Annotated in this window: 32 protein-coding genes and 1 tRNA gene; 19 read left to right on the forward strand and 14 right to left on the reverse strand. The window is 44.3% G+C overall.

The window, feature by feature from the left end; translation table 11 throughout:
• Positions 1 to 78 precede the first annotated feature (78 nt).
• The 5 genes from C6H00_RS02135 to C6H00_RS02155 are packed head-to-tail and all read left to right on the forward strand — an operon-like array spanning position 79 to position 4749.
• Complete coding sequence (locus tag C6H00_RS02135; protein WP_104749398.1) at positions 79 to 1227, forward strand: peptidoglycan DD-metalloendopeptidase family protein; 1149 nt, start codon at positions 79 to 81, stop codon at positions 1225 to 1227.
• Entirely contained in the window at positions 1227 to 1811 is a 585-nt protein-coding gene (locus C6H00_RS02140) for an NUDIX hydrolase (protein ID WP_104749399.1), read from the forward strand. Before C6H00_RS02135 ends, C6H00_RS02140 begins: the two co-directional genes overlap by 1 nt.
• On the forward strand, positions 1804 to 2877 hold the full coding sequence (locus C6H00_RS02145; RefSeq protein ID WP_233704366.1) for a plasminogen-binding N-terminal domain-containing protein: 1074 nt from the start codon (positions 1804 to 1806) through the stop codon (positions 2875 to 2877). Before C6H00_RS02140 ends, C6H00_RS02145 begins: the two co-directional genes overlap by 8 nt.
• A gap of 13 nt (positions 2878 to 2890) precedes the next feature.
• Complete coding sequence (gene glcD / locus C6H00_RS02150; RefSeq protein ID WP_104749401.1) at positions 2891 to 4270, forward strand: glycolate oxidase subunit GlcD; 1380 nt, start codon at positions 2891 to 2893, stop codon at positions 4268 to 4270.
• Complete coding sequence (locus tag C6H00_RS02155) at positions 4270 to 4749, forward strand: methylated-DNA--[protein]-cysteine S-methyltransferase (protein ID WP_104749402.1); 480 nt, start codon at positions 4270 to 4272, stop codon at positions 4747 to 4749. Before glcD ends, C6H00_RS02155 begins: the two co-directional genes overlap by 1 nt.
• A 953-nt stretch (positions 4750 to 5702) precedes the next feature.
• Here the strand turns inward: C6H00_RS02155 and C6H00_RS02160 are convergent.
• The 13 genes from C6H00_RS02160 to rpoD all read right to left on the reverse strand — a co-directional run bounded on the left by C6H00_RS02160 (position 5703) and on the right by rpoD (position 16335).
• The gene (locus C6H00_RS02160; RefSeq protein ID WP_104749403.1) at positions 5703 to 6221 is read right to left on the reverse strand and encodes a hypothetical protein; all 519 of its coding nucleotides are present in this window, start codon (positions 6219 to 6221) and stop codon (positions 5703 to 5705) included.
• 223 nt (positions 6222 to 6444) lie between these two features.
• The gene (locus C6H00_RS02165; protein WP_324728296.1) at positions 6445 to 6747 is read right to left on the reverse strand and encodes a MerR family transcriptional regulator; all 303 of its coding nucleotides are present in this window, start codon (positions 6745 to 6747) and stop codon (positions 6445 to 6447) included.
• Between the two features lie 20 nt (positions 6748 to 6767).
• Positions 6768 to 6890, reverse strand: a complete 123-nt coding sequence (locus C6H00_RS08950) for a hypothetical protein (RefSeq protein ID WP_267891981.1) — start codon at positions 6888 to 6890, stop codon at positions 6768 to 6770.
• A 26-nt stretch (positions 6891 to 6916) separates the two neighbouring features.
• Positions 6917 to 7078, reverse strand: a complete 162-nt coding sequence (locus C6H00_RS08720; RefSeq protein WP_233704367.1) for a hypothetical protein — start codon at positions 7076 to 7078, stop codon at positions 6917 to 6919.
• A gap of 57 nt (positions 7079 to 7135) precedes the next feature.
• On the reverse strand, positions 7136 to 7984 hold the full coding sequence (locus C6H00_RS02170; RefSeq protein WP_233704368.1) for a cupin domain-containing carboxymuconolactone decarboxylase family protein: 849 nt from the start codon (positions 7982 to 7984) through the stop codon (positions 7136 to 7138).
• Complete coding sequence (locus C6H00_RS02175) at positions 7977 to 8549, reverse strand: sugar O-acetyltransferase (protein ID WP_233704369.1); 573 nt, start codon at positions 8547 to 8549, stop codon at positions 7977 to 7979. Before C6H00_RS02175 ends, C6H00_RS02170 begins: the two co-directional genes overlap by 8 nt.
• Positions 8546 to 9055, reverse strand: coding sequence for an NAD(P)H-dependent oxidoreductase (locus C6H00_RS02180; RefSeq protein WP_104749404.1), 510 nt, complete (start codon positions 9053 to 9055; stop codon positions 8546 to 8548). The genes C6H00_RS02175 and C6H00_RS02180 overlap by 4 nt, the downstream gene beginning before the upstream one ends.
• Positions 9056 to 9198: 143 nt before the next feature.
• Positions 9199 to 9810 (reverse strand): BglII/BstYI family type II restriction endonuclease, encoded by a 612-nt coding sequence (locus C6H00_RS02185; RefSeq protein ID WP_104749405.1) that lies wholly within the window; start codon positions 9808 to 9810, stop codon positions 9199 to 9201.
• Positions 9807 to 10697, reverse strand: a complete 891-nt coding sequence (locus C6H00_RS02190; protein ID WP_104749406.1) for a DNA-methyltransferase — start codon at positions 10695 to 10697, stop codon at positions 9807 to 9809. Before C6H00_RS02190 ends, C6H00_RS02185 begins: the two co-directional genes overlap by 4 nt.
• Before the next feature lie 630 nt (positions 10698 to 11327).
• A complete protein-coding gene (locus tag C6H00_RS02200) occupies positions 11328 to 12689 on the reverse strand; it encodes an FAD-dependent oxidoreductase (protein ID WP_104749408.1) in 1362 nt (453 codons plus the stop codon).
• A 43-nt stretch (positions 12690 to 12732) separates the two neighbouring features.
• Entirely contained in the window at positions 12733 to 14025 is a 1293-nt protein-coding gene (locus C6H00_RS02205; RefSeq protein ID WP_104749409.1) for a C40 family peptidase, read from the reverse strand.
• The gene (locus tag C6H00_RS02210) at positions 14018 to 14473 is read right to left on the reverse strand and encodes a low molecular weight protein-tyrosine-phosphatase (RefSeq protein WP_104749410.1); all 456 of its coding nucleotides are present in this window, start codon (positions 14471 to 14473) and stop codon (positions 14018 to 14020) included. The genes C6H00_RS02205 and C6H00_RS02210 overlap by 8 nt, the downstream gene beginning before the upstream one ends.
• Positions 14470 to 16335, reverse strand: a complete 1866-nt coding sequence (gene rpoD / locus C6H00_RS02215; protein ID WP_104749411.1) for an RNA polymerase sigma factor RpoD — start codon at positions 16333 to 16335, stop codon at positions 14470 to 14472. The genes C6H00_RS02210 and rpoD overlap by 4 nt, the downstream gene beginning before the upstream one ends.
• 107 nt (positions 16336 to 16442) lie before the next feature.
• On the opposite strand from rpoD, the gene tatB reads away from it, so the two are divergent.
• The 14 genes from tatB to C6H00_RS02285 all read left to right on the forward strand — a co-directional run bounded on the left by tatB (position 16443) and on the right by C6H00_RS02285 (position 25752).
• A complete protein-coding gene (gene tatB / locus C6H00_RS02220; protein ID WP_104749412.1) occupies positions 16443 to 16850 on the forward strand; it encodes a Sec-independent protein translocase protein TatB in 408 nt (135 codons plus the stop codon).
• Positions 16843 to 17553: a twin-arginine translocase subunit TatC gene (tatC, locus tag C6H00_RS02225; protein WP_104749413.1), complete on the forward strand. Its 711-nt coding sequence runs from the start codon at positions 16843 to 16845 to the stop codon at positions 17551 to 17553. Before tatB ends, tatC begins: the two co-directional genes overlap by 8 nt.
• The gene (gene queA, locus C6H00_RS02230) at positions 17546 to 18571 is read left to right on the forward strand and encodes a tRNA preQ1(34) S-adenosylmethionine ribosyltransferase-isomerase QueA (RefSeq protein ID WP_104749414.1); all 1026 of its coding nucleotides are present in this window, start codon (positions 17546 to 17548) and stop codon (positions 18569 to 18571) included. Before tatC ends, queA begins: the two co-directional genes overlap by 8 nt.
• A complete protein-coding gene (rsmG, locus tag C6H00_RS02235; RefSeq protein ID WP_104749415.1) occupies positions 18568 to 19095 on the forward strand; it encodes a 16S rRNA (guanine(527)-N(7))-methyltransferase RsmG in 528 nt (175 codons plus the stop codon). The genes queA and rsmG overlap by 4 nt, the downstream gene beginning before the upstream one ends.
• The gene (locus tag C6H00_RS02240) at positions 19092 to 19301 is read left to right on the forward strand and encodes a PP0621 family protein (RefSeq protein ID WP_104749416.1); all 210 of its coding nucleotides are present in this window, start codon (positions 19092 to 19094) and stop codon (positions 19299 to 19301) included. Before rsmG ends, C6H00_RS02240 begins: the two co-directional genes overlap by 4 nt.
• Complete coding sequence (locus C6H00_RS02245; protein WP_199769149.1) at positions 19301 to 19684, forward strand: hypothetical protein; 384 nt, start codon at positions 19301 to 19303, stop codon at positions 19682 to 19684. The genes C6H00_RS02240 and C6H00_RS02245 overlap by 1 nt, the downstream gene beginning before the upstream one ends.
• A 38-nt stretch (positions 19685 to 19722) precedes the next feature.
• A tRNA-Ser gene (locus C6H00_RS02250) sits at positions 19723 to 19810 on the forward strand.
• 130 nt (positions 19811 to 19940) lie between these two features.
• Positions 19941 to 20651 carry an urease subunit alpha gene (gene ureA, locus C6H00_RS02255; RefSeq protein WP_104749418.1) on the forward strand — a complete coding sequence of 237 codons (711 nt, stop codon included), beginning with the start codon at positions 19941 to 19943 and terminating at the stop codon, positions 20649 to 20651.
• Between the two features lie 25 nt (positions 20652 to 20676).
• On the forward strand, positions 20677 to 22386 hold the full coding sequence (gene ureB / locus C6H00_RS02260) for an urease subunit beta (protein WP_104749419.1): 1710 nt from the start codon (positions 20677 to 20679) through the stop codon (positions 22384 to 22386).
• Between the two features lie 151 nt (positions 22387 to 22537).
• A complete protein-coding gene (locus C6H00_RS02265) occupies positions 22538 to 23125 on the forward strand; it encodes an AmiS/UreI family transporter (RefSeq protein WP_104749420.1) in 588 nt (195 codons plus the stop codon).
• Between the two features lies 1 nt (position 23126).
• On the forward strand, positions 23127 to 23654 hold the full coding sequence (locus C6H00_RS02270) for an urease accessory protein UreE (protein WP_104749421.1): 528 nt from the start codon (positions 23127 to 23129) through the stop codon (positions 23652 to 23654).
• 2 nt (positions 23655 to 23656) lie between these two features.
• Entirely contained in the window at positions 23657 to 24334 is a 678-nt protein-coding gene (locus C6H00_RS02275; protein WP_104749422.1) for an urease accessory protein UreF, read from the forward strand.
• 21 nt (positions 24335 to 24355) lie between these two features.
• A complete protein-coding gene (gene ureG, locus C6H00_RS02280; RefSeq protein ID WP_104749423.1) occupies positions 24356 to 24955 on the forward strand; it encodes an urease accessory protein UreG in 600 nt (199 codons plus the stop codon).
• Positions 24955 to 25752: an urease accessory protein UreD gene (locus C6H00_RS02285; RefSeq protein WP_104749424.1), complete on the forward strand. Its 798-nt coding sequence runs from the start codon at positions 24955 to 24957 to the stop codon at positions 25750 to 25752. Before ureG ends, C6H00_RS02285 begins: the two co-directional genes overlap by 1 nt.
• Here C6H00_RS02285 and C6H00_RS02290 read toward each other — a convergent pair.
• On the reverse strand, positions 25718 to 26746 hold the full coding sequence (locus tag C6H00_RS02290; protein ID WP_104749425.1) for a HoxN/HupN/NixA family nickel/cobalt transporter: 1029 nt from the start codon (positions 26744 to 26746) through the stop codon (positions 25718 to 25720). The two genes, C6H00_RS02285 and C6H00_RS02290, sit on opposite strands and share 35 nt — an antisense overlap.
• Positions 26747 to 26760: the final 14 nt, after the last annotated feature.

Genomic DNA, 26760 nt, shown 5'->3' on the forward strand with positions numbered 1-26760 from the left:
CCTTTAGAGAATAGAATTGGGATTTGATATAAGCTATTATAGACTATAATCGCGTCTTTATCGTATCAAAGGAGAGAGATGAAGCGTTTATTTGGCATGTGGGCTCTGTGTGTAGTCTGTGGTTTTGGTGCAGTGGGAGAGCGTTTAGTTTGGGAAAAGGGGGCTACTTTACTGGGCTTCTTGGATAAAAATAAAATCGATTCTAGAATTTACTATAACCTGCCCTTTCAAGATAAAGAGCTAGGCACAGAGATTCGTGCAGGAGTGGCCTATTATACACTGAGGGACAACCAGGGTGCGCTGTTACAGGCCTTAATTCCAGTAAGCGAGGCGGTACAGCTCCGCCTTTTTAAAAATCAAGATGGCTACCATATTGATTTTATTCCCATTGTTTTTAGCAGTGTGCAAAAGACTTTAGGCTTGCGCATCCAAAAATCTCCCTATCAAGATATTCTCAAAGCCACAGGCAATATGCGACTTGCTCAGGAATTTGTAGACATTTACAAAAAAACGATCAATTTTAAACGCGCTGTCGTTAAAGGAGACCAACTTGTCGTGGTCTATACCCGTAAACATCGCCTCGATCGTCCTTTTGGTTATCCTTCTATTCAGGCAAGCATGCTAGAGACGCGCCGGTATCCTCATTATGCTTTTGCTTATCGTGGTAAGTATTATGATGCGCAGGGCAAAGAGATTATGGAATTTTTTTTAGAAACCCCCGTGCACTACACCCGAATCTCTTCTCGCTTTTCTCATGGGCGCATGCATCCCATTTTAAAAGAAGTGCGCCCTCACTATGGTGTGGATTATGCAGCTAAATTTGGTACGGCTGTCCATGCGGCCGCTGAGGGGCGCATTGCCTTCATTGGTTATAAAGGAGGTTATGGACGCACGATCGAAGTAAAATATGGCAAAGACCTCCGCTTACTTTATGCGCACCTAAGTGCTTTTGCTCCCGGTTTAAGACTACATGGCTATGTCAAAAGGGGGCAGACCATCGGCAAAGTAGGAAGCACAGGACTGAGCACGGGACCACACTTACATTTTGGGGTGTATAAAAACGATCGACCCATCGATCCGCTCGGACGCATCCGCACCGCTAAAAGCCAATTGAGTGGCAAAGAGAGAGAGCGTTTCGCCCATTATATCCGCCCTTATCAAGAAACTATCAAAGACACACAATCCTTTGAATATGCTCAAAAAGAAACTTCCAAGATTTTCTATTGATGGTACATTATTCTAATATCCAAATTAAAAAATGTGAGGCTTCCCCCTATATCCGTCCTCAAAGCATTTTTTATGAAGAAAATGGCGTTGCAAAACGCTGGGATATGGTTAAGGTACATGACAGCGTGGCGGTTTTGATCTACCACACACAAGAAGAGAATTATATTGTTGTCAAGCAGTTTAGACCTGCTGTTTGGGCACACGCTACCCTATGTGGTGAAGAAGTAGATGGTTATGTCTATGAACTTTGCGCCGGATTAGTGGACAAGCCCGGAAAAAGTGTAAAAGAGATTGCTTGTGAGGAAGTACTAGAGGAGTGTGGGTTTGCTATCTCCTCTGAAATGTTAAAGCCCATTGGAGTTTTCCACTCAGCTACTGGCATTAGTGGGAGCAAACAAAGTGTGTTTTTTGTGTGCGTGAATCAGAGACAACAACGCCATTTAGGGGGAGGTATAGAGGAGGAATGTATCGAACTTGTGCGTATCCCTCGCCAAGAGGTCGACGCGTTCTTATCTGATTTTAGTATCCCCAAAAGTACCGGTCTTGGGTATGCTCTTATGTGGAGTCGAGGAAAACATGTTTAGGTTTTTATGGTTTTTCCTATGTGTGGGTTTGCTAGGGGCCCAAGAGTGGAGCGCACCACTTAAAATTAACATTGATGCGGTGGATAGCACCAACAAACTTGTGCGTTTCCAAGCTTACGATTTAAAGGTGGGTGAGAGTGGTTATATTTTGGCGCAACTCACAGATTACAATGTCATCGCTGCACAGGTGGAGATTTTGCACATAGAAAATGGAGTCGCTATAGCGCGTTATGCACCCTATAGTGTGATGCACCAACGTCATTTGCCCACACCGCGCATGACTCCCAAGAAGGGTTATTTGGCCATTTTTAGGGAATTTAATCACCAAGCTTTTTTAATCGCTCCAGATGCGCAACTTTATGAAAAGATTAAAGACGATTATAAGGAAATCGAATTTACCAACTCCGATTTATTAGTCTCTTTCCTCAATGGTTTTGATCCTAGTGCGCATTCTTTACGCAAGGCATGCGACCTCTATAGCGTCGGGCTGCTCTTCATTGTTAGTACAGAAAAACTTAATATTTTAGATTGCCAAAGTTTTGCAATCTTGGAGTCAAAACACCTGGATACTTCGCAGGCCACTCGTAGTAGCACCCCGTTTTATTCCCGTGTAGAGGGGATTGACAAGGGAACTTTGGGCAAACTCTTTGGTGGTGGCAAGAGCAAACACTATTTTTCTTTTTATGACACACTTCTTAAAGAGGAGGCTCAAAAGGCTTTAGAGCGCGCCCTTAAAAAAGAAAATCGCGCAGAGTTTAAAGAAGATATTAAGCAAGCTAAAAGCAAAGCTGAGAAAAAAGCACTTAAAGAGAAGCTCAAAGAAGAACTTAAAGAGGATCGATCTGTGGTTCATACCAAATCGCAAACCGAACGCCAAGAAGAGCAAAGCCTGGATGCATCTAGTGCAACAAAAAAGGCCAAAGAAGCTCAAGAGAGCAAAGCGGAACGCAAGGCAAAAATCAAAGCCGAGAAAGAAGCTGAGCGAGCTAGAAAAAAGGCGGCCAAGGAGGCCAAAAAACGCGCCAAAGAAGTTAAGCGTCAAGAGCAAAAACAGAGTCAAAACTGATGTAGGAGGTGATATGCTTAATTCTACCCATGCTAACCACCTAAGTAATCTTGTCGGGGCAGAGAATTTCTATACCGACCCCGCCCACCTGCAGGCCTACGCCTATGACGCGACTAAAGAGCGTCATTTACCCGATGGGGTGATCTTTCCTAGGGATGAAGAAGATGTACGCCAAATTTTACGCTATTGTAACGCGCACCAGATTGTCGTCGTGCCTAGAGGGGCGGGGAGTGGCTTTACAGGCGGGGCTCTGAGTGCACGGGGCGGGTTGGTGCTGAGCTTAGAGAAACATTTGGATCAAATCTTAGAAATTGATACAAAGAACTTAATTGCGCGCGTGCAACCCGGGGTGATCAACAAGCATTTTCAAAATGAGGTGGAAAAAAGAGGGCTGTTCTATCCCCCCGATCCAGCTAGTCAAGATCAGAGCACTTTGGGGGGGAATGTGAGCGAAAACGCGGGGGGTATGCGCGCAGCCAAGTATGGGATCACAAAAGATTATGTCATGGCCTTGCGCGCGGTCTTGCCCAATGGAGACATCATCCGCGCGGGCAAAAAGACGATTAAAGATGTCGCGGGTTTTAATGTCGCCGGGATTTTGATCGCGAGCGAGGGCTGTTTAGCCGTGATCACAGAGATCACGCTAAAACTGCTGGCCAAGCCCAAGCTCAAACAATCGGCGATGGGGGTTTTTAAGAGCATTACAGAGGCGATGGAGGCGGTCTATCAGACCATGAGCAGTGGGGTAACCCCTGTGGCGATGGAGTTTTTAGACAATTTGAGTATCCGCGCAGTGGAGACGCGTTTTAAAAAGGGCTTGCCCATGGAGGCGGGCGCAATCCTCATCACCCAAGTAGATGGGAGTGTACCTGAACAAATTGGCCACCAGCTCGCCCAGATTGAAGCCCATTTTAAAGCAAATGGCTGTGTGGATTTTAAGATCGCCCAAAGTCCCCAAGAGGAAGAAGATCTCTGGTTTGCGCGCCGTAACGCCTCTCAGAGCATTAGCGTCTATGGCAAGAAGAAACTCAATGAAGATGTAACCGTGCCGCGCGCAAGTCTGCCCGCGCTCTTACAAGAAGTGGCGCGCATTAGCCAAGAGTATGATCTGCCCATTCCCTGTTTTGGACATACCGGCGATGGGAATGTGCATGTCAATATCATGCTCGCTGACCCTAGTGCCCAGCTAGAGAAGGGGCAAAAGGCGATGGAAGCCATTTTTAAAAGCGCGATCGCCCTAGAGGGTACGCTCAGTGGCGAGCATGGCATTGGGCTCTCTAAGGCGAAGTTTATGCCCCTAGCCTTCAGCCCTGAGGAAATGGCGCTTTTTAGGCGCATTAAAGCCGCCTTTGATCCTAACAATATCCTCAACCCGGCTAAAATGGGGCTTTAGTGGGACGCGCCTTTTTTAAAACCCCGCAGGGTTTCCCCCTGCCCTATGTGTGTTTGCAGACATGCGCAGGGAAGATTTGCGCGTTAGATTTTGTGCACACGCGCGCCCAAGAGGACTTAAATGCGCTTTTAGAGCGCGCATGTGAGGCGTTGGAGGGGTATTTTTTAGGGCGCATACGCATTTTTGATCTGCCCTTGCACTTGGAGGGTAGCTCTTTTCAGCAACGCGTCTGGCACGCCCTGCAAGCCATTCCCTACGCCCAAACCCGCAGTTATGCGCAGATTGCCCAGTACATCCAACACCCTAAGGCTTATCGCGCGGTGGGCAATGCCAACCACCATAATCCTTGTCCCATTTTCATCCCCTGCCATCGCGTGGTGCGCGCCAATGGCGCGTTGGGAGGTTATGAGGGCGGGGTGCAAATCAAAGCATGGCTTTTAGCCCATGAACGATTTTATGCGCCCATAAACGCCTTTTAAACACATTCTGCTTGCCATCTTTTTATATTTGCGTACGCTAGATGGGAGTCTGTAGATTCGATTTTCATGCTCGAATAAAGACTTCATTCCTACTTTTTAAGCGGGGCTTCTACGCCCAAATACGCTTGAATAAATCAGGCAAGCGTGCATCTTTATGCTGATGACATTGCTAGGACAATTTGGGTAGGCAGGCGTTTTCCTTAAAGCCTACTCTTGCAACAAATGGACCAATTTTAAATTATAAGGGAGATTTTCAGGGGCAAAACAACTTTCAGTTGCTCTAAAATCCCCTTTAGCAAAGCGGGTGTCCTGATCGATATCGATCCAGTTTGTCAAAACTGCACACTCACCAATTCCTCACACAAGCGGCAAAACATGTTCTTCATGCTCGCTCCAAAGCATCGAATACTCACAATGCAGAGCACTCACGGGTAAAATAGTATGGGTGCACTTGAGCATGTTTAAACCCATATCTGTTTTCTAAAGAGCATAATAGTTTTACCTGAAATACTCTCCTATTTAAAGTGTCGTATTTATGCTATATGTTTTCTACGCTCTAAGCCTCACACAGGAATCTCTAACTTGCCAAAAGCTTTTTAAGCGGATTTTTGGAGTGCTTTATGCCCCCTAGCCCCTAGCATGCCAAGAGAGAATAAAGAACCTTCCAATAAGCATGTTTGCCAAAATGGCACGGCGTTTAGGGCTATCAGGCCGTTTCATTTGCTGAGCATATTTTTAAAGTTTTGGGGGTAACGCTCTCCCCGACTATGCTGATTTTTCTAACTCCACATTAAATGCTTCTAGCTCGCTTTTCTGGCAAAACACGCTTAAAGCGTCCCAATGTTTTCTAGCAATCGTTCTTCTTTGATCGTGCTAAAGAGGGGGATCACTGCCTTTTGCATGTGCAAAATCCAAAGCAGGGCAATTTGGACGAGGGTGGCGTTTTTGGTTTTTTACCTTTCTTGCAGGTTTGAAGGTATGTTTACATAATCTGTTAGGGCTCTCCACTTAAAAGCAATCGTAATGGAATAGAAAAGCAAATCGATAGACAAACGAGGATTACTGATAGAACCACCTAAAAAAATAACAAGTACAAGGGGCAACCAATTAAATAACCAAAATAAAAGGCAGACTATCCCTAATGGGATATCTCTTTTTCTAAAAAAAAGAACAAAAGGTATTAAAATTGCCCAAAAAGTTCCCTTGGGCAGCCTCTCAAAACTTTTATATTCAGCACTGAGTCCCACCCAAATCCATACAATGACCTGGACAACCAAATAAAAACCAAATAGGAATGCAACCATATCGATCTTGCGGGCAATGGTATAGGCAATGCTAAAAGCGTCATGGCCTATGGCATCACCAATCAATATCAACAAAAAACCTGGCGCACAAGCAAGAAAAAATCTCCATAGACTTTTCTGTAAAGCAAAGTAAGTTCCCGGAAAAAGAAGTAAAACCAAGATTTTCATTAACACTCCTACTGCATAAACTAAGAAATTCTAACTATTTACAATAAACAATTTTGTAAAACTTGGGCTAAACACCCCTCAAAATGCCCAGAATATGTGGTTTTACAAAAATTCACATAAATTTTATTTTTTAGGTTTGCCTGTATAGGCGGGGTTGCTTGGATTCAAAAAGTCCTTTTGCTCGGCGATCATCTGCGTATAAAGTTCGATTTTATGGGCGATTTTACAAGCTATCTAGCTGAAGGCGTAAATCTTTAAGCTGTTGCTCTAAAATTGCCTTGCGTTGTGGGGTGCTTTTCATGCCATGTTGTGCTAGGGTGATATAGTCTTTAATCGTGGCTAGGGGCATACCACACGCACGCAAACACTGCACCCACTCCACCCAAGTAATGTCGCTTTTAGAGAAGTAACGCACTCTGTTTTGATCGCTTTGCACAAAGGGGAATAGCCCTTTATCGCACCAAAAGCGGATTTTGCGTGAAGGAATACCCGTTTGTCTTTCAACTTCCATAATAGTGAATGCCATGTGTTGCCTTTGACTTTTGCCTAGTCTTTGGGAGCAGGGCTTATGGCATCTATTGCACTGATGGCGTTTAAGGCTCTAGGGTACCCGATAAAAGGAATCAAAGCCGTAACCACACCAATGAGTTTGTGGCGATCATTTCCCATGTTTAAATTGCCTCGCACATGGGCTTTTAGCTGGTTATCTGCTCCGCGCCTAAAGAGAGTAAGTGAACAAAAGTCAGCAACTCTCTAGAGCGCAAATCTAGCCCCTCTCTAGCATAGTAATCCCCAAAGCAATTTGCTGGCAAGAATTGATAAATATGCGCCTCATCTTTGGGAGCGTGGGCGTTCATATCTTCAATGACTTGCCCAAAAATCTTTTTTTGGATTGCTAGGCCCCTTTGTGTCCTTTATGCTTGTGGGATACTCTTTTGAGAAGCTAAATTAATCCCTCTGTCTTGAAAGGCTTGGCTAGTTGCCTCTAAAAAGCCCTGCACCCGTGCAAAGCCCACATAGGGGATGGCTTGGTATAAAATCTCTCTAATGGCTTGGGGCTTTATGTGGGGCAGGGCACTTTCTAGGGCATTGGCGTATGGGGGCACAGAGCCTAGAGCCACTAAGGATGCTAATAAAATTTGGCTGTATTCGGACACGCTTAAGCCTGAAGTTTTGAAAGCCTCTTGCATGGCGAAATGGTTGAAGGTGCGAAACATTTGCGGATCGCTTGTTAGTGGGCTATTGGCAAAGGGGTTAAAGGCACTTTTGGCAGGCTTTAGGGAGCTTATCGCCTTGTCATACTCTGCATTGCTCACCCTTTCTAGCCAATGGACATTTTCGCCGTTTTTATAACCTGTGAGGGCTAAATGTGCCCCGCCTGTGTGTGGCCCCGCCCCATGCCAGTGCTTCACCCCGGGCGGGCAAGAGATCACCTCGCCCACTTTTGCCACGCTCACCTTGCCCTCAGCCGTGCCTGTGTAAATCTCACCCTCTGTTACTAAGAGAGTCTGCCCTGCGGGGTGGGTGTGCCAAGCACTGCGGGCTTTGGGGGCAAAATGCACGACCCCTCCGCTAAAATTGCGCCACTTTGTCGGACCAAACAAAACTTGGATATGCACATCCCCGCTAAACTTGTCGCTAGGTCCTTTAAAGTCCTTAAAATCTGTCTTTGTGTGTATCTCTTGCATGGGTTTTTCTTTGTGCTGTGTGTGTGCCCCGAGTAGGGCAAGAGAAAACGCTAAAAAAGTCAAAGCTTTACGCATGTTGTGCCTCTATGTGTTTAATGATTTTTGCAGGGTTGCCCCCCACAATGACATTAGGGGGGACATCTTTGGTAACGACCGCTCCTGCCGCTATGATAGAACCCTCTCCGATGGTAACCCCCGGGCAAATGGTGGCATTGATGCCTATCCACACTCGATCCTTAATCACAATGGGCCTACAAAAGGTCGTGCGCCGATTGTAGGGGTTGAAGTCGTGGTTGATTGTGGTTAAACACACTTTGGGGGCGATGAAAACATGATTACCTATGTCAATTCCACCTCGATCCATAAAACTACAAGCCGAGTTCATAAAAAAATGCTTGCCAAAGTTGATATTGCGCCCAAAATCCACATAAAAGGGCGGTAAAATGCTATTGGTCCTATCAAAGGACTTGCCCGTCAACTCGCTCATTAATTCTTGTATCTCTTGAGGACTTAACTCTTGGGTGTTGAGCTTGTGTATGAGTTTTTGGACGTTTCTAATCACGCCATAAAGCTTGTCAAACTCGGGATCGTCCATACTCACCATTTCCCCGCTTAAATCCCCCTCAAAAATGTCTTTCACACAAGCCCCTTAACCCACTCCTGGTAAGCTTGGGCTTGGGCTTTTAAGGCGGTGTTGCTCAAGTTACCGGTGTTGTAGGTCAAGAAAGGCTGAGAATACTTAGTCCCGATAAAATGGCTAATTGCCCTAAAGGGGGTTAAGACACTTTCTAAGCTAAACTTGCCTTGAAAATCCCCCTCGCGTGCGCCTAAGCTGATGGCTAAGCTAAAACCCTTGCCCTCTAAAACCTTGCCTTTAGAGCCATAAGCAAAGCCATAGGTCAGCACATCATCAAAGTATTGCTTGAGTAGAGCAGGGCAGGAATACCAAAACATGGGGAATTGAAACACAATGTGCTTGGCCTTGATTAATTTAGCTTGCTCGCCTTGAATGTCAATGTTAAAGTTTGGGTATAAGGCGTATAAATCGCTGATGATAACGCCTGTAGGCTCTAGGGCAACTTTGAGGGCTTTATTCACCCGTGAGTTGGTGAGATCGGGGTGGGCGACAACAACTAAAATAGACATAAATTCTCCTTGATTTTTTAAGGTGTTCGTATTATAAAACCTGACACCTAGTGTTTGTCAAGAGATTTTAACAATGTAGGCCTGCAAAAAACTTTTATTCTCTAGTAGTTTAATGTCAATGGCATAAAGGTATTAGGATTTTCCTAAGGCTCAATACCTATTAGCAATAAAGGTACGGCTGGAGTGTTGCGCCCTTGTCTATAGAGATTATAAACTTCACTTTCATAATAGGCGATCCCGCTAGACATGTGTGCACACATCGCTTTAGTAGGCATGATCTCAATGCCTACATCAATAGCATTGGCCACATAAAAAGCCATGTGTTTTACAAAGAGATCGTAAGCCACAAAGGCGTATTTGCCAAACTGCACCTCTATGGCGATACGCTCTTTTAAGAAGTCGGTTTGATTGTAGGAATAATAGGCGGTCTGCCCTTGTGCTTCTATAGTATGTTTTTGTAGCTCAGGCCTTAAATACATGGTTTCAAAAGCTAGAGACTGATGGGGTGTTAAGTAATAACTTTGTCTTTTTTCTAGCCAACCCAAAGAATTTAAAGAAATTTGAAACGCTTTATTGAGCTCTATGGGAGAAAATAAACGATCGCCTGTTCTACCTTTCTCTAAGGAGATTTTACTTTGACATGCATGAGCATTGATGCTAGTGATCACATGGATAATTTCTTGCCACAAATGAGGATGATGTACTTGTAAAAATTCTAGTCCATTTAAGTGAGAATGTAAATAAGCGATGTTCAATACACACCCCCTAGGCCCCGCCACTCTTCTGGCACACGCGCCACACTGTCATTTTTAGGACTGTAAATTTCTTGACTCATTTCACGCCATTTAAGTTTGCCCTTAAAAAAGTCTAATATCCTCTCTCTTGCGATCGCACAATACTTTTCTTCTTTTTCAACACACACGCCCTTGCGTCCATTTTTAAGCGCGCTGATGAGGGTCGTGCCCACCCCGCCAAAGGGGTCTAAAATGCGATCTTCGGGATGACTCAGAGCTAAAACCAGACGATCTACCAACTCAAGGGGGAACTGGCAAGGATGAGCGGTTTTTTCTACATGATTGCTCTTGACATTCACAATATCCCAAACTTGGCATTCCCAATCTCTAAGCACAATCTCCCACACATCTGCCGGGTTTTTACCCTTTGGATTGCCTGAGAGTTGTCCCTTTTTTGCACCCTTAAAATGGCGTTTGCCTGGGTATTTGGCCGGCACGCGCACGCTATCCAAGTTAAAAGTATAAGTATCACTCTTACTAAACCAGAGTATGGTCTCATAACGCCCACTAAATCTGAGCTTAGAATGCAGGCCATGCCCAAATTTCCAGATGATGCGATTTCTGAGCTTAAAGTCCAAGTCTTTAAACAAGGGATAAAAGTAGATGTCCAAAGGATAGATTTCTTTATCTTTAACAAAATTGCCTACTTGCCATGCAATGCTTCCACTCTCTTTAAGCACTCTTTTAAGCTCGTTTAAAATGGGTTTAAATTCACTCAGATATTCATTCAAACTTTTAGATTTTTCATAATCCTTGCCCACATTATAAGGCGGAGAGGTGATGATGAGATCAAAGCTAGAATCTTCTATTTGTGACAAAATATCTAAAGCAGTGCCATTGAGAATCATGTTATCAATTCCTTACCCGGTTTGATGCTTTGTTAATTCTAGTATTATAGTGTTTGGCTTATTTTGTGTCAAAGTTTGATAGAGAAGTTTTGCACATGAATTGATAGGTTGTCTGCACTGATGGACTAACTTGAATAGAGCAAAGACACACTAAGCCCCTAAGGTTAGCTTCTTGAACTAAAAAGTTTTTGGGCCAATTTAGAATTTGGCACTTATTTGTGTCGACTTAAAAAGTCATTTTATTTCTTTCCATCCGTGTGTAAAGTTTAATTTTATAGGCGGGTGCTTTTGTTCAACATAGAACATGGAGTTGTTTTTCTAAAAGAGTCTTATACTTTTTTAGTCCTTGTTGGAGACCAGATTGGTATAGTTTTGATTTGTGTAAAGAAGCATATTGCAATAACACAAGTGTTGCGCCCACTCCGCCAAAACCACACAAAACTCAGAGAAATGGCGCGCCCCCATTTGGTCATGTTATACAAAAGAGATAACCTTCTCTTATAGCAAAGCGGATTTTATGGACGAGGATATCTATTTATCTTTCTACAAACAGCGTAAGGTTTTTACTGTCCCGGTGCGTATCACTCCTTGCTCCCTAAGATATTAGGGATTTTTGCAAGGATTTAATCCCTATAGCGTCTTTAATTCTTCAGGCGAAAGCTCTTCATAGAAGCGTTCAAGTTCTAAATGCGCGCCTAAGTATTGTGTAATTTCTTTAGCATCCTTGAGGGCGTTTTCTAAACAACTGGTTGCGCCCGGTGAGGGAGTCATGTTAAAGGTAATGCCTCTGTGAGTAACAATCTTTTTCTCACCTAGCTCAAGCTTTTTCTTAGTGCGATCTAGCACTTGTGGGCGCACCTCTCCAAACCCAGAAGCATACTGAAGATCGCTTAAAGAGAGTGAGGGGATGATTTTGCGCGCATCGTGTAAAAATTTGCGTTTGCCAATGTAGGGAAGCTCAAAAACCATATTTTTAAATACATAATTGCGAATATCTCGCTCTGTGAAGAGATCAAAGACAATGCTCGCAATATCCATATTGCAGTCCATTTTGATAAGCTCCCAACTGATGCCCTTTAAACAAGAAGTTTTGTGTCGCTCCAATTTAGGCATGGCCAAAGCGGTGGGACCTAGACGAGTTTTACCCTTGATCCACACATCTGGATCGCCATGTAAGGCTGCAAAGGGGAGCTTGGGGTTTTGCACGGTATAAACCTTACCTCGTAATAACTCGCCGGGCACGAAATAAAAGCTCCCTGCCACAGGCAAACAACCCAAATCCAAACCATAACCCATAGACTGGGCTAGAGGTAGGGAATATGAACCAGCATCCACAAGGACAAATTTCCCATAGATTTCATCCCCCTCTGTAGAAATCACCGCCCATTCATTCATGCAAGTTTCGATTCTGTCTACTTTGAAATTGAAGAATACATGGTTTTCAGAATTGAGTGCCATAGCCTCCTCGACAAAATTTTCGCTCAAAAGTTCAAAGTTCATGCCACACCAGTAGCGTTCAAAACCACTACCAACGACATTCTCTGGGCGATCTAGACCATGTTCTTCTAAGATAATCTTAGGCTCAATCTCTTTGAGTTTAGCCTTGTCAAAGAAAGTCAAGCCCGGGTAAATTTCTTGAAATTCCTCATGTCTTTTAGTGATAAAAGCACATTCCTTATCACCCACTCCAATGGCCATTTTTTGCATTTCAAAAATAACTTTATTTTGAAGATTTTTATTCAGAGCGTAACGGCGAATCTTCTCAGCAGCTAATTTGACTTTTCTGGCCTTTTGGGCGGTGTAATTCGTCTCAATCGCGCCATCATGAATAGTTTGCGAATTAGCTTTGGCATTGGAGCTCACTCTAGCAAGTCCGCTTTTTCTTTCCACCAAAGCGATCTTTTTTAAATCTGTATATTGACTCAATGTCCAAAGCAGGGCGCAACCAGAAACTCCGCCCCCCACAATCACCACATCAAAGTCCCGTTTCATGAATTTCCTTTAATTTTGTTTAAAAATGCGGATTGTAGCACAATTAATGTGCTGCTAACTTTAAACTATAATCATAGAGATCGGACATCGCTTCCACCCTATCGATGAGTAAACGCATTTTTGAGCCCTCGCCTTTTTCTTTTCCTAATTCCAAAGTCGTTATCACAGCCTTGCCAATATTATAAGTTTGCCTATGGTGTTTAGACGACAAAGAGATTGCCCAAATGTTGTGAGCAACAATGGCATGGTGGTGGTGCGTGCCCAAATAGAGCATAATGTGTCCTTTAAGCCAAAGAATGGTCGCAAAGGGGGTAGCATGCTTGATAATGTAGGCTTCTTTTGCTTTGGCTTGCATATGGCTTAAGTCCACCATATTGTCTGCATAGCGCACTTGGGCTAAAGAGTTACGGGGGAGTAAAATTCCAAAACTCGCGAAGCTATCCCTTGTAAAGGCTGAACAATCGCGATTTTGTAATGCTCCTCCCCAGCCATATTGTTGCCCTAACATCGTATCAACAACGGCAGCAACCACAGAGGCCTTTAAGGGTCTGGGAAAAAATGTAAAAAAATGTCTATTAATAGTAGCAGGAATGAGTTTTACAAAACCCCTAGTATCCTTGCTGTAGGTATATACCTGGTGGAGTCTTCCGGGTACCCTGGCTAGAATTTCGCCCATGTGCGTGTATTTAAGTATTTTTTTAGTGCGTGTGTAGATGGGGATTTTGTCTTGCAAGGGCGTAAAGTAATGCTTGATTCCTGTGAGTTTTTTAATCATGTGGGGCGTAACAAAGGCAAGATCGTGAACCTTGACCCAGCCATAGACAAAGCTACTTTGAATATGTGCGTAACTTTTGTCCGTATTGTAGTGGGTGATAAGCACGGGCGTACCTGCAAAAATCATGGAATTTTGCCAGCGATCAAAGGGATACCCTTCTTGACTCAAATAATAGGGTGTCGCAGTGGGCGTAGCGCGCACATCGGCATCGCGAATTACAATAGCTTTTATGGCTACACTTGGATAATGTGCCATATCCATACTCTCCTGAAGTGCTTGAAGAGCCTTAGGATCATTGGGTTTAAGGTCTGCGCCAAACCCCCGCGCTTTAAAAAGGTCTTTCATCCAAAAGACTTCTTCTAAATTGCGCATCACTTCCATGCCATTCCATGGGGCATACCATTGTTTAAGATAATTTGCTTTTAATTTCGACTTGGAGGGAATGGGTAAGGTACGCTTGGGTAGATAAAAACTAGCCTCTTGAGGGAGTTTGAGATCTAGGAGCGTTTCCTCTGCACCCAAAACCAACACAATAATACCAATTAAGAATGCCTTAAACATGGCAATGAGTTAACAATTCGCCTACGCCCTGCTCGATCATGGTGTACACCCTCTCTAAATCCTGCGTGCGCGTGAAAGTGTAGGGGTCTGGAATATCCACGCCTTTAAGTCCAAAATCGCCCATCTTGTGGATATGTGGGTGGGAAATGCACAAAGTGGAGAGCGCGCGTATATTACTAGAATCCATCGCTACAATCCAATCAAACTGGTCAGCCAGCTCTTGAGTGATGGGTTTGCTCTTAAAGGGGCTCAAATCAATGCCGTGTCTGCGTGCTAGAGCAATAATGGGAGGGTGTGCGCCCTCTCCGTGGTGGAAATCTGAGATGCCCGCGCCATCCACGCGCAGGGGTAAGTTGCGCACCCGTATATGGTGTTCAGCGATCCCGCGTGCCAACATGGAACGACAAATATTGCCCAAGCAAAGAAAAAGGAGGCTTTGAGGCTTCATATGCGCAGATAACTTCTTAGCAAACGCCCGTATTGCGGACTTCTGAGCTTTTTGATGGCACTACTCTCAATCTGACGCACCCGCTCACGGGTAACATTGAGTTCTTTACCAATCTCTTCTAAGGTGCGATCGCTTTCATCTTCCAAAAGCCCAAAGCGCATGCGAATCACGGATTTTTCGCGCTCATTGAGTTGATCGAGCACCCCATCAATTTGCGCTTTTAAATCTTCACGCATGATATGATCCATAGAGCCCACGACTTTATCATTTTCCACAAAATCCCCAAATTTGCCATCATCGTCATTTCCCACCGGAGACTCTAAACTAATGGGTTCTTTGGTGATCTTGATGACATTCTTTACCTTATCCAAGGGCAAACCCACTTCCTTAGCCACTAAGTCCAAATCCGGTTCTTTGCCATTTTCTTGCATGTATTTGCGCATCACTTTATTGATGCGGTTGATAGTGTCGATCATGTGAATAGGAATGCGGATCGTACGGGCTTGATCGGCGATCGCACGGCTAATGGCCTGCTTGATCCACCAAGTGGCGTAGGTAGAAAAGCGGTAATTCTTTTCATGTTCGAATTTGTCCACTGCTTTCATCAGCCCAATATTGCCCTCTTGAATTAGGTCTAAGAAAGGCAGGCCACGACTGGTATAACGCTTGGCAATGCTCACTACTAAGCGCAGATTGGAGCGTGCCATTTTGTTCTTGGCCTTGTCAGAAATGAGCTTGCCCCGCTTGATCTGCTCCAAAATTTCCTTGAGTTTGCCCGGCTCCAAATCAAAGCCATCTTCGCTCGCTTCTTTAGTTTGGAAGAGCTTTTTGATTTCCATGTAACTTCCAATCATTGTGGCTTCTGGCACCATTGTAGCAATCTCTTCTTTACTCATTTGAGTGATATTTTTCAAAATGTTTTTGTGGTTCTCAATCAAGGCTTCATTAAAGAGGGAGAGTTTGTACTCCAAGCGTTTGAGTTCCTTTTCAAAACCATCTCCGCTTTTTAGCGAGGTTTCCATTGCGCGCACCAACTCTCCAATGAGCTTGCTTGTGGGGCCTAGATCGTAGAGCTTTTCTTTTAACACTTGCCGTTTATAGGCTAGAGTGAGGGCATGGAGCAATGTGTCCTCTTGGGGTGGCATGTTGAGAGTTTTTAACCAATCTTTTTTGGCCTTATCCAAAGCTTTGAAACTCTCAACAACTTTTCCTACTCGCTTGCGATCCTTTTCTGAAAGATTTTTCTTCACCTCAAGAGTGTCTTCTTCTTCCTCCTCCAACTCGCTCTCTTCCTCTTTCTTAGAGCCCGCCTCATCATCGTCAAAATTTTTAAATAACTCCTTGACTCGTCTCTCTCTGTTGATTAGAGCATCTTTGTAGCCATAGATAAAATCAATCAAATAGGGCACAGAACAGATCGCATCCAAAATAATATTTTCACCCAGCTTAATCTGTTTGCTTAATTCGACTTCCTCATCCTTGCTGAGCAGTGGAATCTCACCCATTTCGCGTAAATACATGCGCACAGGACTATCGCTACGCGACCATTCAGTAAGCTCTTTCTCTTTGATAAAATCCAACTCATCGCTATCTTCTTCTAAGGCCTTGGCCTTTTTACGAATCACTTTGCGTTCTGCAGAAAGAGAATTGAGCGCACACTCAGAGGAATGCACAAAATTTTTGTCATACTTCAAGGCAAGTTCCCTGATCTTCTTAAGTTGAGAAGAAGTAGGGATTTTTTGGAGAATATCCAAAATTTGTTCGTAAGAAACATCCTTGCCTGAATCGCTAAAAAGTTGCTCAAGCTCTTCTTGAAAGGTTGGTTTAGGTAGATTTTTTGCAGGTTTATTAGATTTTTCCATCAGTCAATCCTAGTGTGAGAAGAATAATGTAGAAATAGCTTTACTATAATAAAAATTAACTTATTAAAAAATTAAGCCTTAATAAATGGATATGCTATAATGCCCGCATGTTTGGAATAGGCTTTTTTGAACTGGTCGTGATTCTAGTGGTGGCCATTATCTTTTTAGGGCCAGAGAAATTCCCCCAAGCAATGGTGGATATGGCGCGCTTCTTCAGAGCGGTAAAAAAAACTCTCAGTGAGGCCAAAGACACCCTGGATCAGGAATTGCATTTAGAGAGCTTGAAACAAGAGAGTTTAGAGTATAAAAAGCTCTTTGAAAATGAGGGAGATAAGATCAAAGGAGCTTTTGATCACGAACTTAAAGACCTCCAGCAAGTGCAAGAGGATATTAGGAGCAGTATTGCGCATGCTAATCCCCTAGACGCGCTCTCCTCTGAGGTGCAGGCCGATCCACCTCCTGAGCCTCCTAAAGTGAGTTTAGCCAAACCCCCCAAAAAGACTTCCGATGTTTGAAGATTTAAAACCTCATCTCGAGGAGTTGCGCAAAAGGTTGCTGATTTGCGTGGCGGTGTTGGTGGGTGCGTTTCTCCTCTGTTTTAGTTTTTGGGATCATATTTTCGCATGGGTTAGGGCTTCCTATGCGGGCAAATTGATTCAAATTTCCCCCATTGAGGGAATCATGGTTGCGATCAAAGTGAGTTTCTTAGCCTCTTTGGTGGTGGCAACTCCCGTCATTTTTTGGCAATTTTGGCTCTTTATCGCACCCGGGCTCTATAAGCATGAAAAAAAGATGGCGTTGCCTTTTGTCTTCTTTGGTACAGGCATGTTTGTCATCGGGGCGTGTTTTGCCTATTATGTGGTGTTCCCCTTTGTGATCCACTACTTGGCCAATTTTGGGAGCGCGCTTTTTGAGGCCAACATTTCCGCTTCCAGCTATGTGAGCTTCTTTACACGCCTGATCTTAGGCTTTGGTGTGGCGTTTGAATTGCCTGTTTTAGCGTTCTTTTTGGCAAAAATGGGTCTCATTACGGACGCAACTCTAAAAAGTTATTTTAAATACGCCATTGTGGTGATCTTTGTGGTAGCTGCCATTATCACCCCCCCAGATGTGATGAGCCAAATTCTTATGGCACTCCCTCTTATTGGCCTGTATGGACTCTCCATTCTCATTGCCAAAATGGTCAACCCCGCCCCTAAAGAAGACTCGCATGTCTAGCATTCCTAAAGAGTTTTTGCGCACCAGTTATCATTATGAGCTAGGTGCTGAGCGCATCGCCTCTACTCCGCTTGAGCCACCAGAGCACGCTAAACTCTTGGTCTATGAGCGCGCACGCGATCGTGTGAGTCATAGCACCTTTACCCATGTCTTTGACTTCTTCCCTCCAAACGCGCTCATTGTGCTCAATGACACTAAAGTGATCAAGGCGCGCCTTTATGGGCGTAAAAAAAGCGGGGGCAAGGTAGAGCTGTTAATCCATCATCCCCTCAACGCTCAAAGTTTCGTCCTCCAAATTAAAGGACGCGTGCCTCAAGGGGGTTTGATTGAGCTAGAGGATGGGTATTCCTGTGAAGTGCTCAACCCTCCTGCCCCTTTGCGCCAAGCGCGCTTTTATTACCGCCAAAGTTCCCTAAACTGGGAGGGGGTGTTAGAGATGTTGGAGTGCTTAGGCCATGTGCCTATTCCACCCTATCTCAAGCGTGCGGACACCCCCGCAGATGAGCGCGCCTATCAAAGTGTATTTGCTAAACACCCCGGGGCCATTGCTGCGCCCACTGCATCCTTGCATTTTTCAGAGCGCGCCAAGGCGCATCTTTTATCCCATTTTAAACATGCCTTTTTAACTTTGCATGTAGGCGCGGGGACTTTCTTGGGCGTGGAATGTGAGGACATTAGAGAACACCCCATGCATGCTGAGGCGTTGTTTATCCCTCAAGAAACACGACAGGCTTTGGATTGCGCGCCCTATATCCTCTGCGTGGGCACAACCGCGCTAAGAGGCGTGGAGCATTATAAAAGAGGGAATGTAGACAAGCCCTGCAATCTCTTTTTACACCCGGGTAACCCCGTGCAATACGTGCATGCTCTGCTCACTAATTTTCACCTCCCCGAGTCTACTTTGCTCATGCTGGTCGCCTCTATGGTAGGGCTGGAGAAATGCCTACAACTCTACCAGATCGCCAAAGATCACGCCTACCGCTTTTATTCTTATGGCGATGGAATGCTTATTTTATGACTTCCTTAGATCGCTTTAGCGCGCTTTTGTTGGAGTGGAATCAAATCCACGCCTTAAGCGGGGTTAAAAATTTAGCTCAAATCCAAACCCAAATTGTAGACAGCCTACAGGTGTGCAATTTCCTCAAACCTTTTAACACTTGTTTAGATATAGGAAGTGGGGCGGGTTTTCCGGCCATTCCTTTGGCTCTACATTTTCCTAGCGCGCATTTCACCCTTTTAGAGCCAAACGCTAAAAAAATCGCCTTTCTACACCATGTAAAAAGCGCGCTCAATTTACAAAACATCACGCTTAAGCGCGTGCGTCTTCAAGAGCTCTCCCCCATACAAGTAGACCTTATCACTTCAAGAGCTCTAATGAACGCTCAAGAACTCTTGCATTTAAGCGATCCCTTTTTAAAAGCGGGGGGATATTTCTTATTTTATAAAGGGAGCTTGCTAGAACAAGAGATCGTTAGTTTGCCTAGTGAGCGTTTTGTTTATGGCAAAAGAGTCTATTTTTACCGCCAAAAGGAAATTCTATGAAATTCTTAGTCGCGATCTTTCTCATCGGCTGGATCATTTACCTTATCTCTAGAGTCTCTAAATTCCCAAAAACCCCCAAGAAAAAAGATGGGGTGGAAAACTTAGTTGAATGTGCCGTGTGTAAGACCTATGTATCCAGTGAGGAAGCAATCACCAAGCAGGGGCGCGTATTTTGCAGTCAACATTGCTTGCACAAGGGGGCTTAATGCTCATCTTTGGACACTCTCAAATCCCATGCCCTATCTTTATCTCTATTGATCAGATTGCCCAAATTGCACAAACCCCTACAAATAGTGTTGTCTATTTCCACGCGCATTTAGAAAACGCCTGTGAGCTTGCCCAGCATTGCACACAAGAGCAAGTTAAGTACGCCGTATTTATTGAGAATCCCTTGGAATGGGCTCTTATGGTCAATTTTAAGCCCTCTTATCTGTTGGTAAATCACCGCCCACAGGACTATCAAAGCTTGGTTAACGATTACTTGCTGGATGTACGAATTTTGTGGGTCATAGATGGACAACAACACATAGAAGAGGCCTTAAAAATGAGAATGGACGGAGTGATCTTTAAAAATTTTTTGAGTCTTTAGGGCTGTTTAATGAGAATGTGCTAGAATGGTCAGCCTTTGGAGAGATGTCCGAGTGGTTGAAGGAGCACGCCTGGAACGCGTGTAAGGTGCAAGCCTTCAAGGGTTCGAATCCCTTTCTCTCCGCCATTCCCCGTAAGATAAAGAACGAATAAATAATATTATATCTGTGTAGAAAAATATTAACAAAAATAGACTACAATCCGTTTTGTTGATAGCTTGGCTATTCAATAAAACCATTTTACAAAAGGAGTTTAGGATGAAACTAACCCCTAAAGAGTTGGACAAATTGATGCTCCACTATGCAGGCGAGTTGGCAAAGCAACGCAAAGCTAGAGGTATTAAGCTTAATTATACTGAGGCTGTAGCACTCATTAGTGCACATGTGATGGAAGAGGCGCGTGCTGGTAAAAAATCTGTAGCAGACCTTATGCAAGAAGGTAGGACTCTACTCAAAAAAGAGGATGTCATGGATGGTGTAGCGAGCATGATTCATGAAGTAGGGATTGAAGCTAATTTCCCTGATGGAACTAAACTGGTAACTATCCACACCCCCATTGAGGACAATGGCAAACTTCACCCCGGAGAATTTTTCTTGAAAGAAGAGCCTATTGTTTTGAATGCAGGACGCAAGTCTATTTCTTTGGAAGTTAAAAACAAAGGTGATCGCCCTGTACAAGTAGGTTCACACTTCCACTTCTTTGAAGTCAACAAACTCTTGGATTTTGATCGTGAAAAAGCCTATGGTAAACGCTTGGACATCGCCTCTGGTACTGCTGTGCGCTTTGAACCTGGTGAGACAAAGACCGTGGAACTTATCGAAATCGGAGGCAACAAACGCGTTTATGGCTTTAACGCTTTGGTAGATCGCCAAGCCGATGCCGATGGTAAGAAGTTGGGCTTGAAACGCGCAAAAGAAAAAGGCTTTGGTAGTGTACATTGCGGTTGCAGTGGCGAGAAAGCAAAGTAGGGAAGTAAAATAAAAGGAGAATATAATGAAAACCATTTCTAGAAAAGAATATGTTTCTATGTACGGCCCCACAACGGGCGATAAAGTCCGTTTGGGCGACACAGACCTCATTTTAGAAGTCGAACACGATCATACCGTCTATGGAGAGGAAATTAAATTCGGGGGCGGAAAAACTATCCGTGATGGGATGGGCCAAACTAATAGTCCTAGCACTCAAGAGTTAGATTTGGTTATTACCAATGCCTTGATTGTAGATTACAGCGGTATTTACAAAGCTGACATTGGCATTAAAGATGGCAAAATTGCTGGCATTGGTAAAGCGGGCAACAAAGACATTCAAGATGGTGTACACAACAATCTTTGTGTAGGTCCTGCTACTGAAGCACTAGCGGCCGAAGGGCTTATTGTTACAGCTGGCGGTATTGATACTCACATCCACTTTATTTCCCCCCAACAAATTCCTACTGCGCTAGCTAGTGGGGTTACTACCATGATTGGTGGGGGTACTGGTCCTGCTGATGGTACGAATGCGACCACCATCACCCCCGGACGCAATAACCTAAAAAGTATGCTCCGCGCCGCTGAAGAGTATGCTATGAATTTGGGCTTTTTTGGGAAAGGCAATGTTTCCTATGAACCTTCTTTGGTGGATCAAGTGAAAGCTGGTGCGCTAGGCTTTAAAATCCACGAAGACTGGGGTAGCACACCTGCAGCTATTCACCACTGCCTCAACATTGCTGATGAATACGATGTGCAAGTAGCCATCCACACTGATACTCTCAATGAGGCTTGCTGTGTGGAAGATACCCTAGAAGCTATCGCTGGGCGCACTATCCACACTTTCCACACTGAAGGTGCGGGCGGTGGACACGCTCCGGATGTCATTAAAATGGCTGGAGAGTACAATATCCTTCCTGCATCAACTAACCCCACTATTCCCTTCACTAAAAACACTGAAGCTGAACACATGGATATGTTGATGGTTTGCCACCACCTAGACAAAAATATCAAAGAGGATGTGCAATTTGCCGATTCTCGTATCCGCCCTCAAACCATTGCGGCTGAAGATAAATTGCATGACATGGGTATCTTTGCTATCACTAGCTCCGACTCTCAGGCTATGGGGCGTGTGGGCGAAGTCATTACACGCACTTGGCAAACAGCGGACAAAAATAAAAAAGAATTTGGTCGCTTGAAAGAGGAAAAGGGCGATAATGACAATTTCCGCATTAAACGCTATATTTCCAAGTATACTATCAATCCCGCTATCGCACACGGCATTTCTGACTATGTGGGTTCTGTAGAGGTAGGCAAATTCGCCGACCTCGTGCTTTGGAGTCCTGCATTCTTTGGCATTAAACCCAACATGATTATCAAGGGTGGTTTCATTACTCTCTCTCAAATGGGTGATGCGAACGCTTCTATCCCTACTCCTCAGCCCGTGTATTATCGCGAAATGTTTGGTCATCATGGGAAAGCAAAATACGATACCAGCATCACTTTCGTATCCAAAGCTGCCTATGAGGATGATATTAAAGGGAAATTGGGGCTAGAAAAAGTGGTATTGCCCGTGCACAACTGCCGCAATATCACTAAAAAAGATCTCAAATTCAACGATGTAACCGCCCACATCGATGTTAATCCAGAAACCTATGAGGTGAAAGTTGATGGGGAAAAAGTAACCTCTAAGGCTGCTGATGTGATCAGCTTAGCTCAGCTCTATAACTTGTTCTAGGGTGTGGTAAAAAGAGCGTAGTTCAAAAAGAGGAGGGGGTTAAGTCGGAGGGGGTCATTGATTTACTTTACTGATTTATAATGAACTCAAGAGAGGTTTTTCGGCTTTGTCTGTACTAAAAACCCTCAAATCTTTACCAAAGGATTAGGTAATGTTAGGATTGGTTCTCTTGTATGTTGCGATCGTTTTGATCAGCAACGGCGTTTCTGGACTTGCCGGGGTGGATCCAAAGAGTAAGGCCGTGATGAATTTCTTTGTGGGTGGGCTTAGCATTGTGTGCAACATCGTTGCTATCGTGTATTCGGCTTTCAACCCAACACCTGTGGTAACAGGGCCTGAGGATGTGGCACAGGTTTCACATCACCTCATTAACTTCTATGGCCCAGCTACAGGCTTGCTGTTTGGCTTTACCTATCTCTACGCTGCGATCAACAATGTTTATAAACTAGACTGGCGTCCCTATGGTTGGTATTGTCTCTTTGTAACAATTAACACCATTCCTGCAGCGATCCTCTCGCACTATTCTGATGCCCTAGACGACCATAAAATGCTAGGAATCACTGAAGGAGATTGGTGGGCATTCATTTGGTTGGCTTGGGGTGTGCTCTGGCTTACCGGTTGGATCGAAGAGGTCTTGAAAATCAAGTTAGGAAATTTTGTACCTTGGCTCGCCATTATAGAAGGCATCATCACCGCTTGGATTCCTGCTTGGTTGCTCTTTGTCCAACACTGGGTGTGAGATGATCCGCACGCACGCCATTTTAGGGAATATTTTTGACCAACCCCGCGCTAAGGTGGTCGACCATGTCAACTTAGAATGGTTCGACACCCAAAAGCGCATGGGGCGTTGGGTGTCTGAGGGAGGGCTAGAGATCGCCCTCAAATTGGACAAACCTCCTTTAATGGGCTTGCGCGATGGGGATATCCTCTTTGAAGATGAATCGTGTGTGGTGAGTGTGAACATTCTGCCCACAGAAATTCTCTGTGTCTACGCGCGCAATTGCGCCCAAGTGGCAAAGCTCTGCTATGAGGTAGGCAACCGCCACGCCTCGCTCTATTATGGCGATCAAGATTTGAGTTTTCAAACCCCATTTGACAAGCCTTTAAAGGTTCTTTTTGAGAAATTAGGCGTGTCCCATGAGGTTTTAAAAGGCAAATTAGACAGCTCTAGGCGTATTAGCGTGAGTGCGCCCCATGCCAATCCACTAGACTCGTGCGCGCCTTTAAAATTCCAAGAGAGCGATCAGCTCCTCGTTATTAAAAGATAACCATGCATACTGATTTTATTCTGCTTCAAATTAATGATGCTATGTTTCCTATTGGTAGCTACACCCACTCCTTTGGGCTAGAAACCTATATCCAGCACAAACAGGTACACAACAAAGAAAGCGCGCTAAGCTACATGCAAGCTTTCTTGAGTACACAATTTCTTTATAGCGATCTGCTTAGTTTAAAACTCGCTTATACCTATGCCAAACAGAGCGCGCTAGAATCCCTCTTGGCTATGGAAGAGCGTGTAAATCTAGCCACCCCTCCGCTTGAATTGCGTAGTGCCAATCAAAAACTGGGCAATCGTTTTTTAAAAACTCTCATGGCATTAGATTTACCCTCCCATGCCTTTTTTAGCATGTATACACAAAAAAGTAGTACTCCTACACATGCTAGTGCTTATGGGGTCTTTTGTGCCTGCTTTGATCTCAATTTAGATATCGCCCTAAAACATTACCTCTATGCGCAAAGCTCAAACGCGGTCATTAACTGCGTGAAAACTATCCCCTTAGCCCAAAATGACGGGCAACGCATTTTGTTGGCCTTACAAGAGAATTTTATAAATATTTTACAAACCCTAGAGGGCTTGGATGAGTCCTATCTATGTGCGGCGAGCATTCATAATGACATTAAAGCCATGCAACATGAACGACTCTATTCCAGACTTTACATGTCTTAACACTAATTAAAAAGGATTATTATGGTTAAAATAGGTGTTTGCGGGCCTGTGGGTAGTGGCAAAACCGCGCTAATAGAAGCACTCACCCGTGCGATGAGCCAAGAATACAGCATTGGGGTGATCACCAATGACATTTACACCAAAGAGGATGCAGAATTTTTATGCAAAAATTCGGTTATGCCTAGAGAGCGCATTATTGGAGTGGAAACCGGAGGATGCCCACACACTGCCATTAGAGAAGACGCATCCATGAACTTAGAGGCGGTGGAGGAATTGCATGCCAAATTCCCCGATATTGAACTGATGTTTATTGAGAGTGGGGGGGACAATCTCTCCACTACCTTTAACCCCGAATTGGCCGACTTTACGATTTTTGTGATTGATGTGGCTGAGGGGGATAAAATCCCACGAAAGGGCGGTCCCGGAATTACGCGCTCAGATTTACTTATCATCAATAAGATCGACCTAGCCCCCTATGTGGGTGCAGATTTGGGCGTGATGGATCGCGACTCTAAGAAAATGCGCGGTGAGAAACCCTTTTTATTCACCAATATCCGCTCTAAAGAGGGCTTAGATAGCGTGATTGGCTGGATCAAAAAATACGCTCTCTTAGAAGACTAATGACACACCAAACTACCTACGCCCAAGCTTCTAAGCTCTATTTAAAAACCGCCATGGGTGCACACGGGCGTTGTATCATTGCTGATAACTATTTTAGTCCCCCTTTTAAGCTCATGCCCCCTTTCCATGAAAAGGGTGCGTTGAGTGAGATCATGCTCTTGGTTGTGGGTGCTGGCATGCTCAAAGGCGACGCACAGGATATTAAAATTGAAATCGGGCAGGGTTGCCAGCTCAAGCTCTCTTCTCAGAGTTTTGAAAAAATCTTTGATACTGAAGAGGGGTATGCTAGCCGTGATACACATGTTATAGTGGAGGAAAATGCCCTACTAGATTTTTCCCCTCTGCCTGTGATTCCCTTTGCTAACGCCCATTTTAAAAACCACACACATATTCTTCTAAAGCCTCATGCTGAGCTCATCTATAGTGAGATTATCACAGCAGGGCGAATTGCTTATGGGGAGAAATTCGCCTTTTCTAAATTTCACTCTACCCTAGAGATCGCCACGCTAGAGCACCCTCTTTTTGTGGACAACACAATTTTAGATCCTACGCGCATGGATTTAACCAATCCTTGCATGTTCGATCAATTCACCCACTATCTCAACATTGTTTTCTTCACCAAACGCCTCTCCCAAGAAGCAATTCAAGAACTCTTGGATCAATCCGGGCTCAATGGGGGTTTAAGTGCTTTACCTTGCACTTTGCCTGCAGAATATAGCACTTTCTGCCTAAAGGCTCTTGCTTGTGGTTCTGAACCTTTACTCAATCTGCGCGAAGCGATCTCTGCCCTACTCTAGGAGAGTGGGGCATGCTCCATCTCTCCTCAATGCGCCCAAACTTCCAAATGCCATAGGAGATTACCCATACTCCTACGAAGATCGCTACAATATAATAGCCTAAGTGTTCAAAATCCAAGCCTTGAATATAACCTAACGCACCACTGAACTCCCAATGCATTTGGATGGTGAACACTTGGAAGAGTTGCACCGCTCCAATACCTAAAGCCGCGATCACGCCTAAGCTAGTGATGGTGATATTGTAATAAATCTTGCGTACAGGGGTTTTAAAAGCCCAATTATAGGCTTTTACCATAAAGATTCCATCGCAGGTATCAAATAAGGTCATTCCGGCTGCAAAAGCTAGAGGTAAAGCCAACATGCCTAAAATACTGGTTTCAATGGCTACGCCCGTTAAAGCCAAAAGGGCGATCTGGCTAGCCGTGCCAAAACCTAGTCCAAAGAGAAAACCCACCGGAAAGATATGCCAGCTTTTAGAAACAAAAGCAAAGAGAAAGCTAAAAAAGCGTTTCATCAAGCTATTTTCATCAAGCATGGTTTCTAAGGCCTCTTGGCTGTGCTTATTTTCACAACTAGCTCGCAAGACTTTAAAAAGATCTACCAAGATAAGGGTGTTTAAAATGCCCACTAGAAGCAAAAATACACCCGCAATAGTCATGCCAAGCACTCCTCCGATTTCTTCCAAGATGGGGGCATGTTGTTTGATCCAATGGAAGGCAACAGCACTCACAATGGTTACCAAAACCACTACGCTAGAATGCCCTAAAGAAAAGTAAAAACCTACACCCATTGCGTTTTGCTTTTGCTGGGTGAGTTTGCGCACCATGTTATCAATACAGGCGATGTGATCGGCATCAAAGGCGTGGCGACTCCCTAAAATATACGCAGTGATAGCTGTGCCATAAAAAGCTGGATCATCAGCCAAGACTAACAAAATAGCAACCAACAAATGTAAGAAGATAATGACTAAAGCGTAGGGTAGCCAAGAATACATGTTAGAATCTCCAT

This window comes from Helicobacter cynogastricus (assembly GCF_900197855.1).
Lineage (GTDB): Bacteria > Campylobacterota > Campylobacteria > Campylobacterales > Helicobacteraceae > Helicobacter > Helicobacter cynogastricus.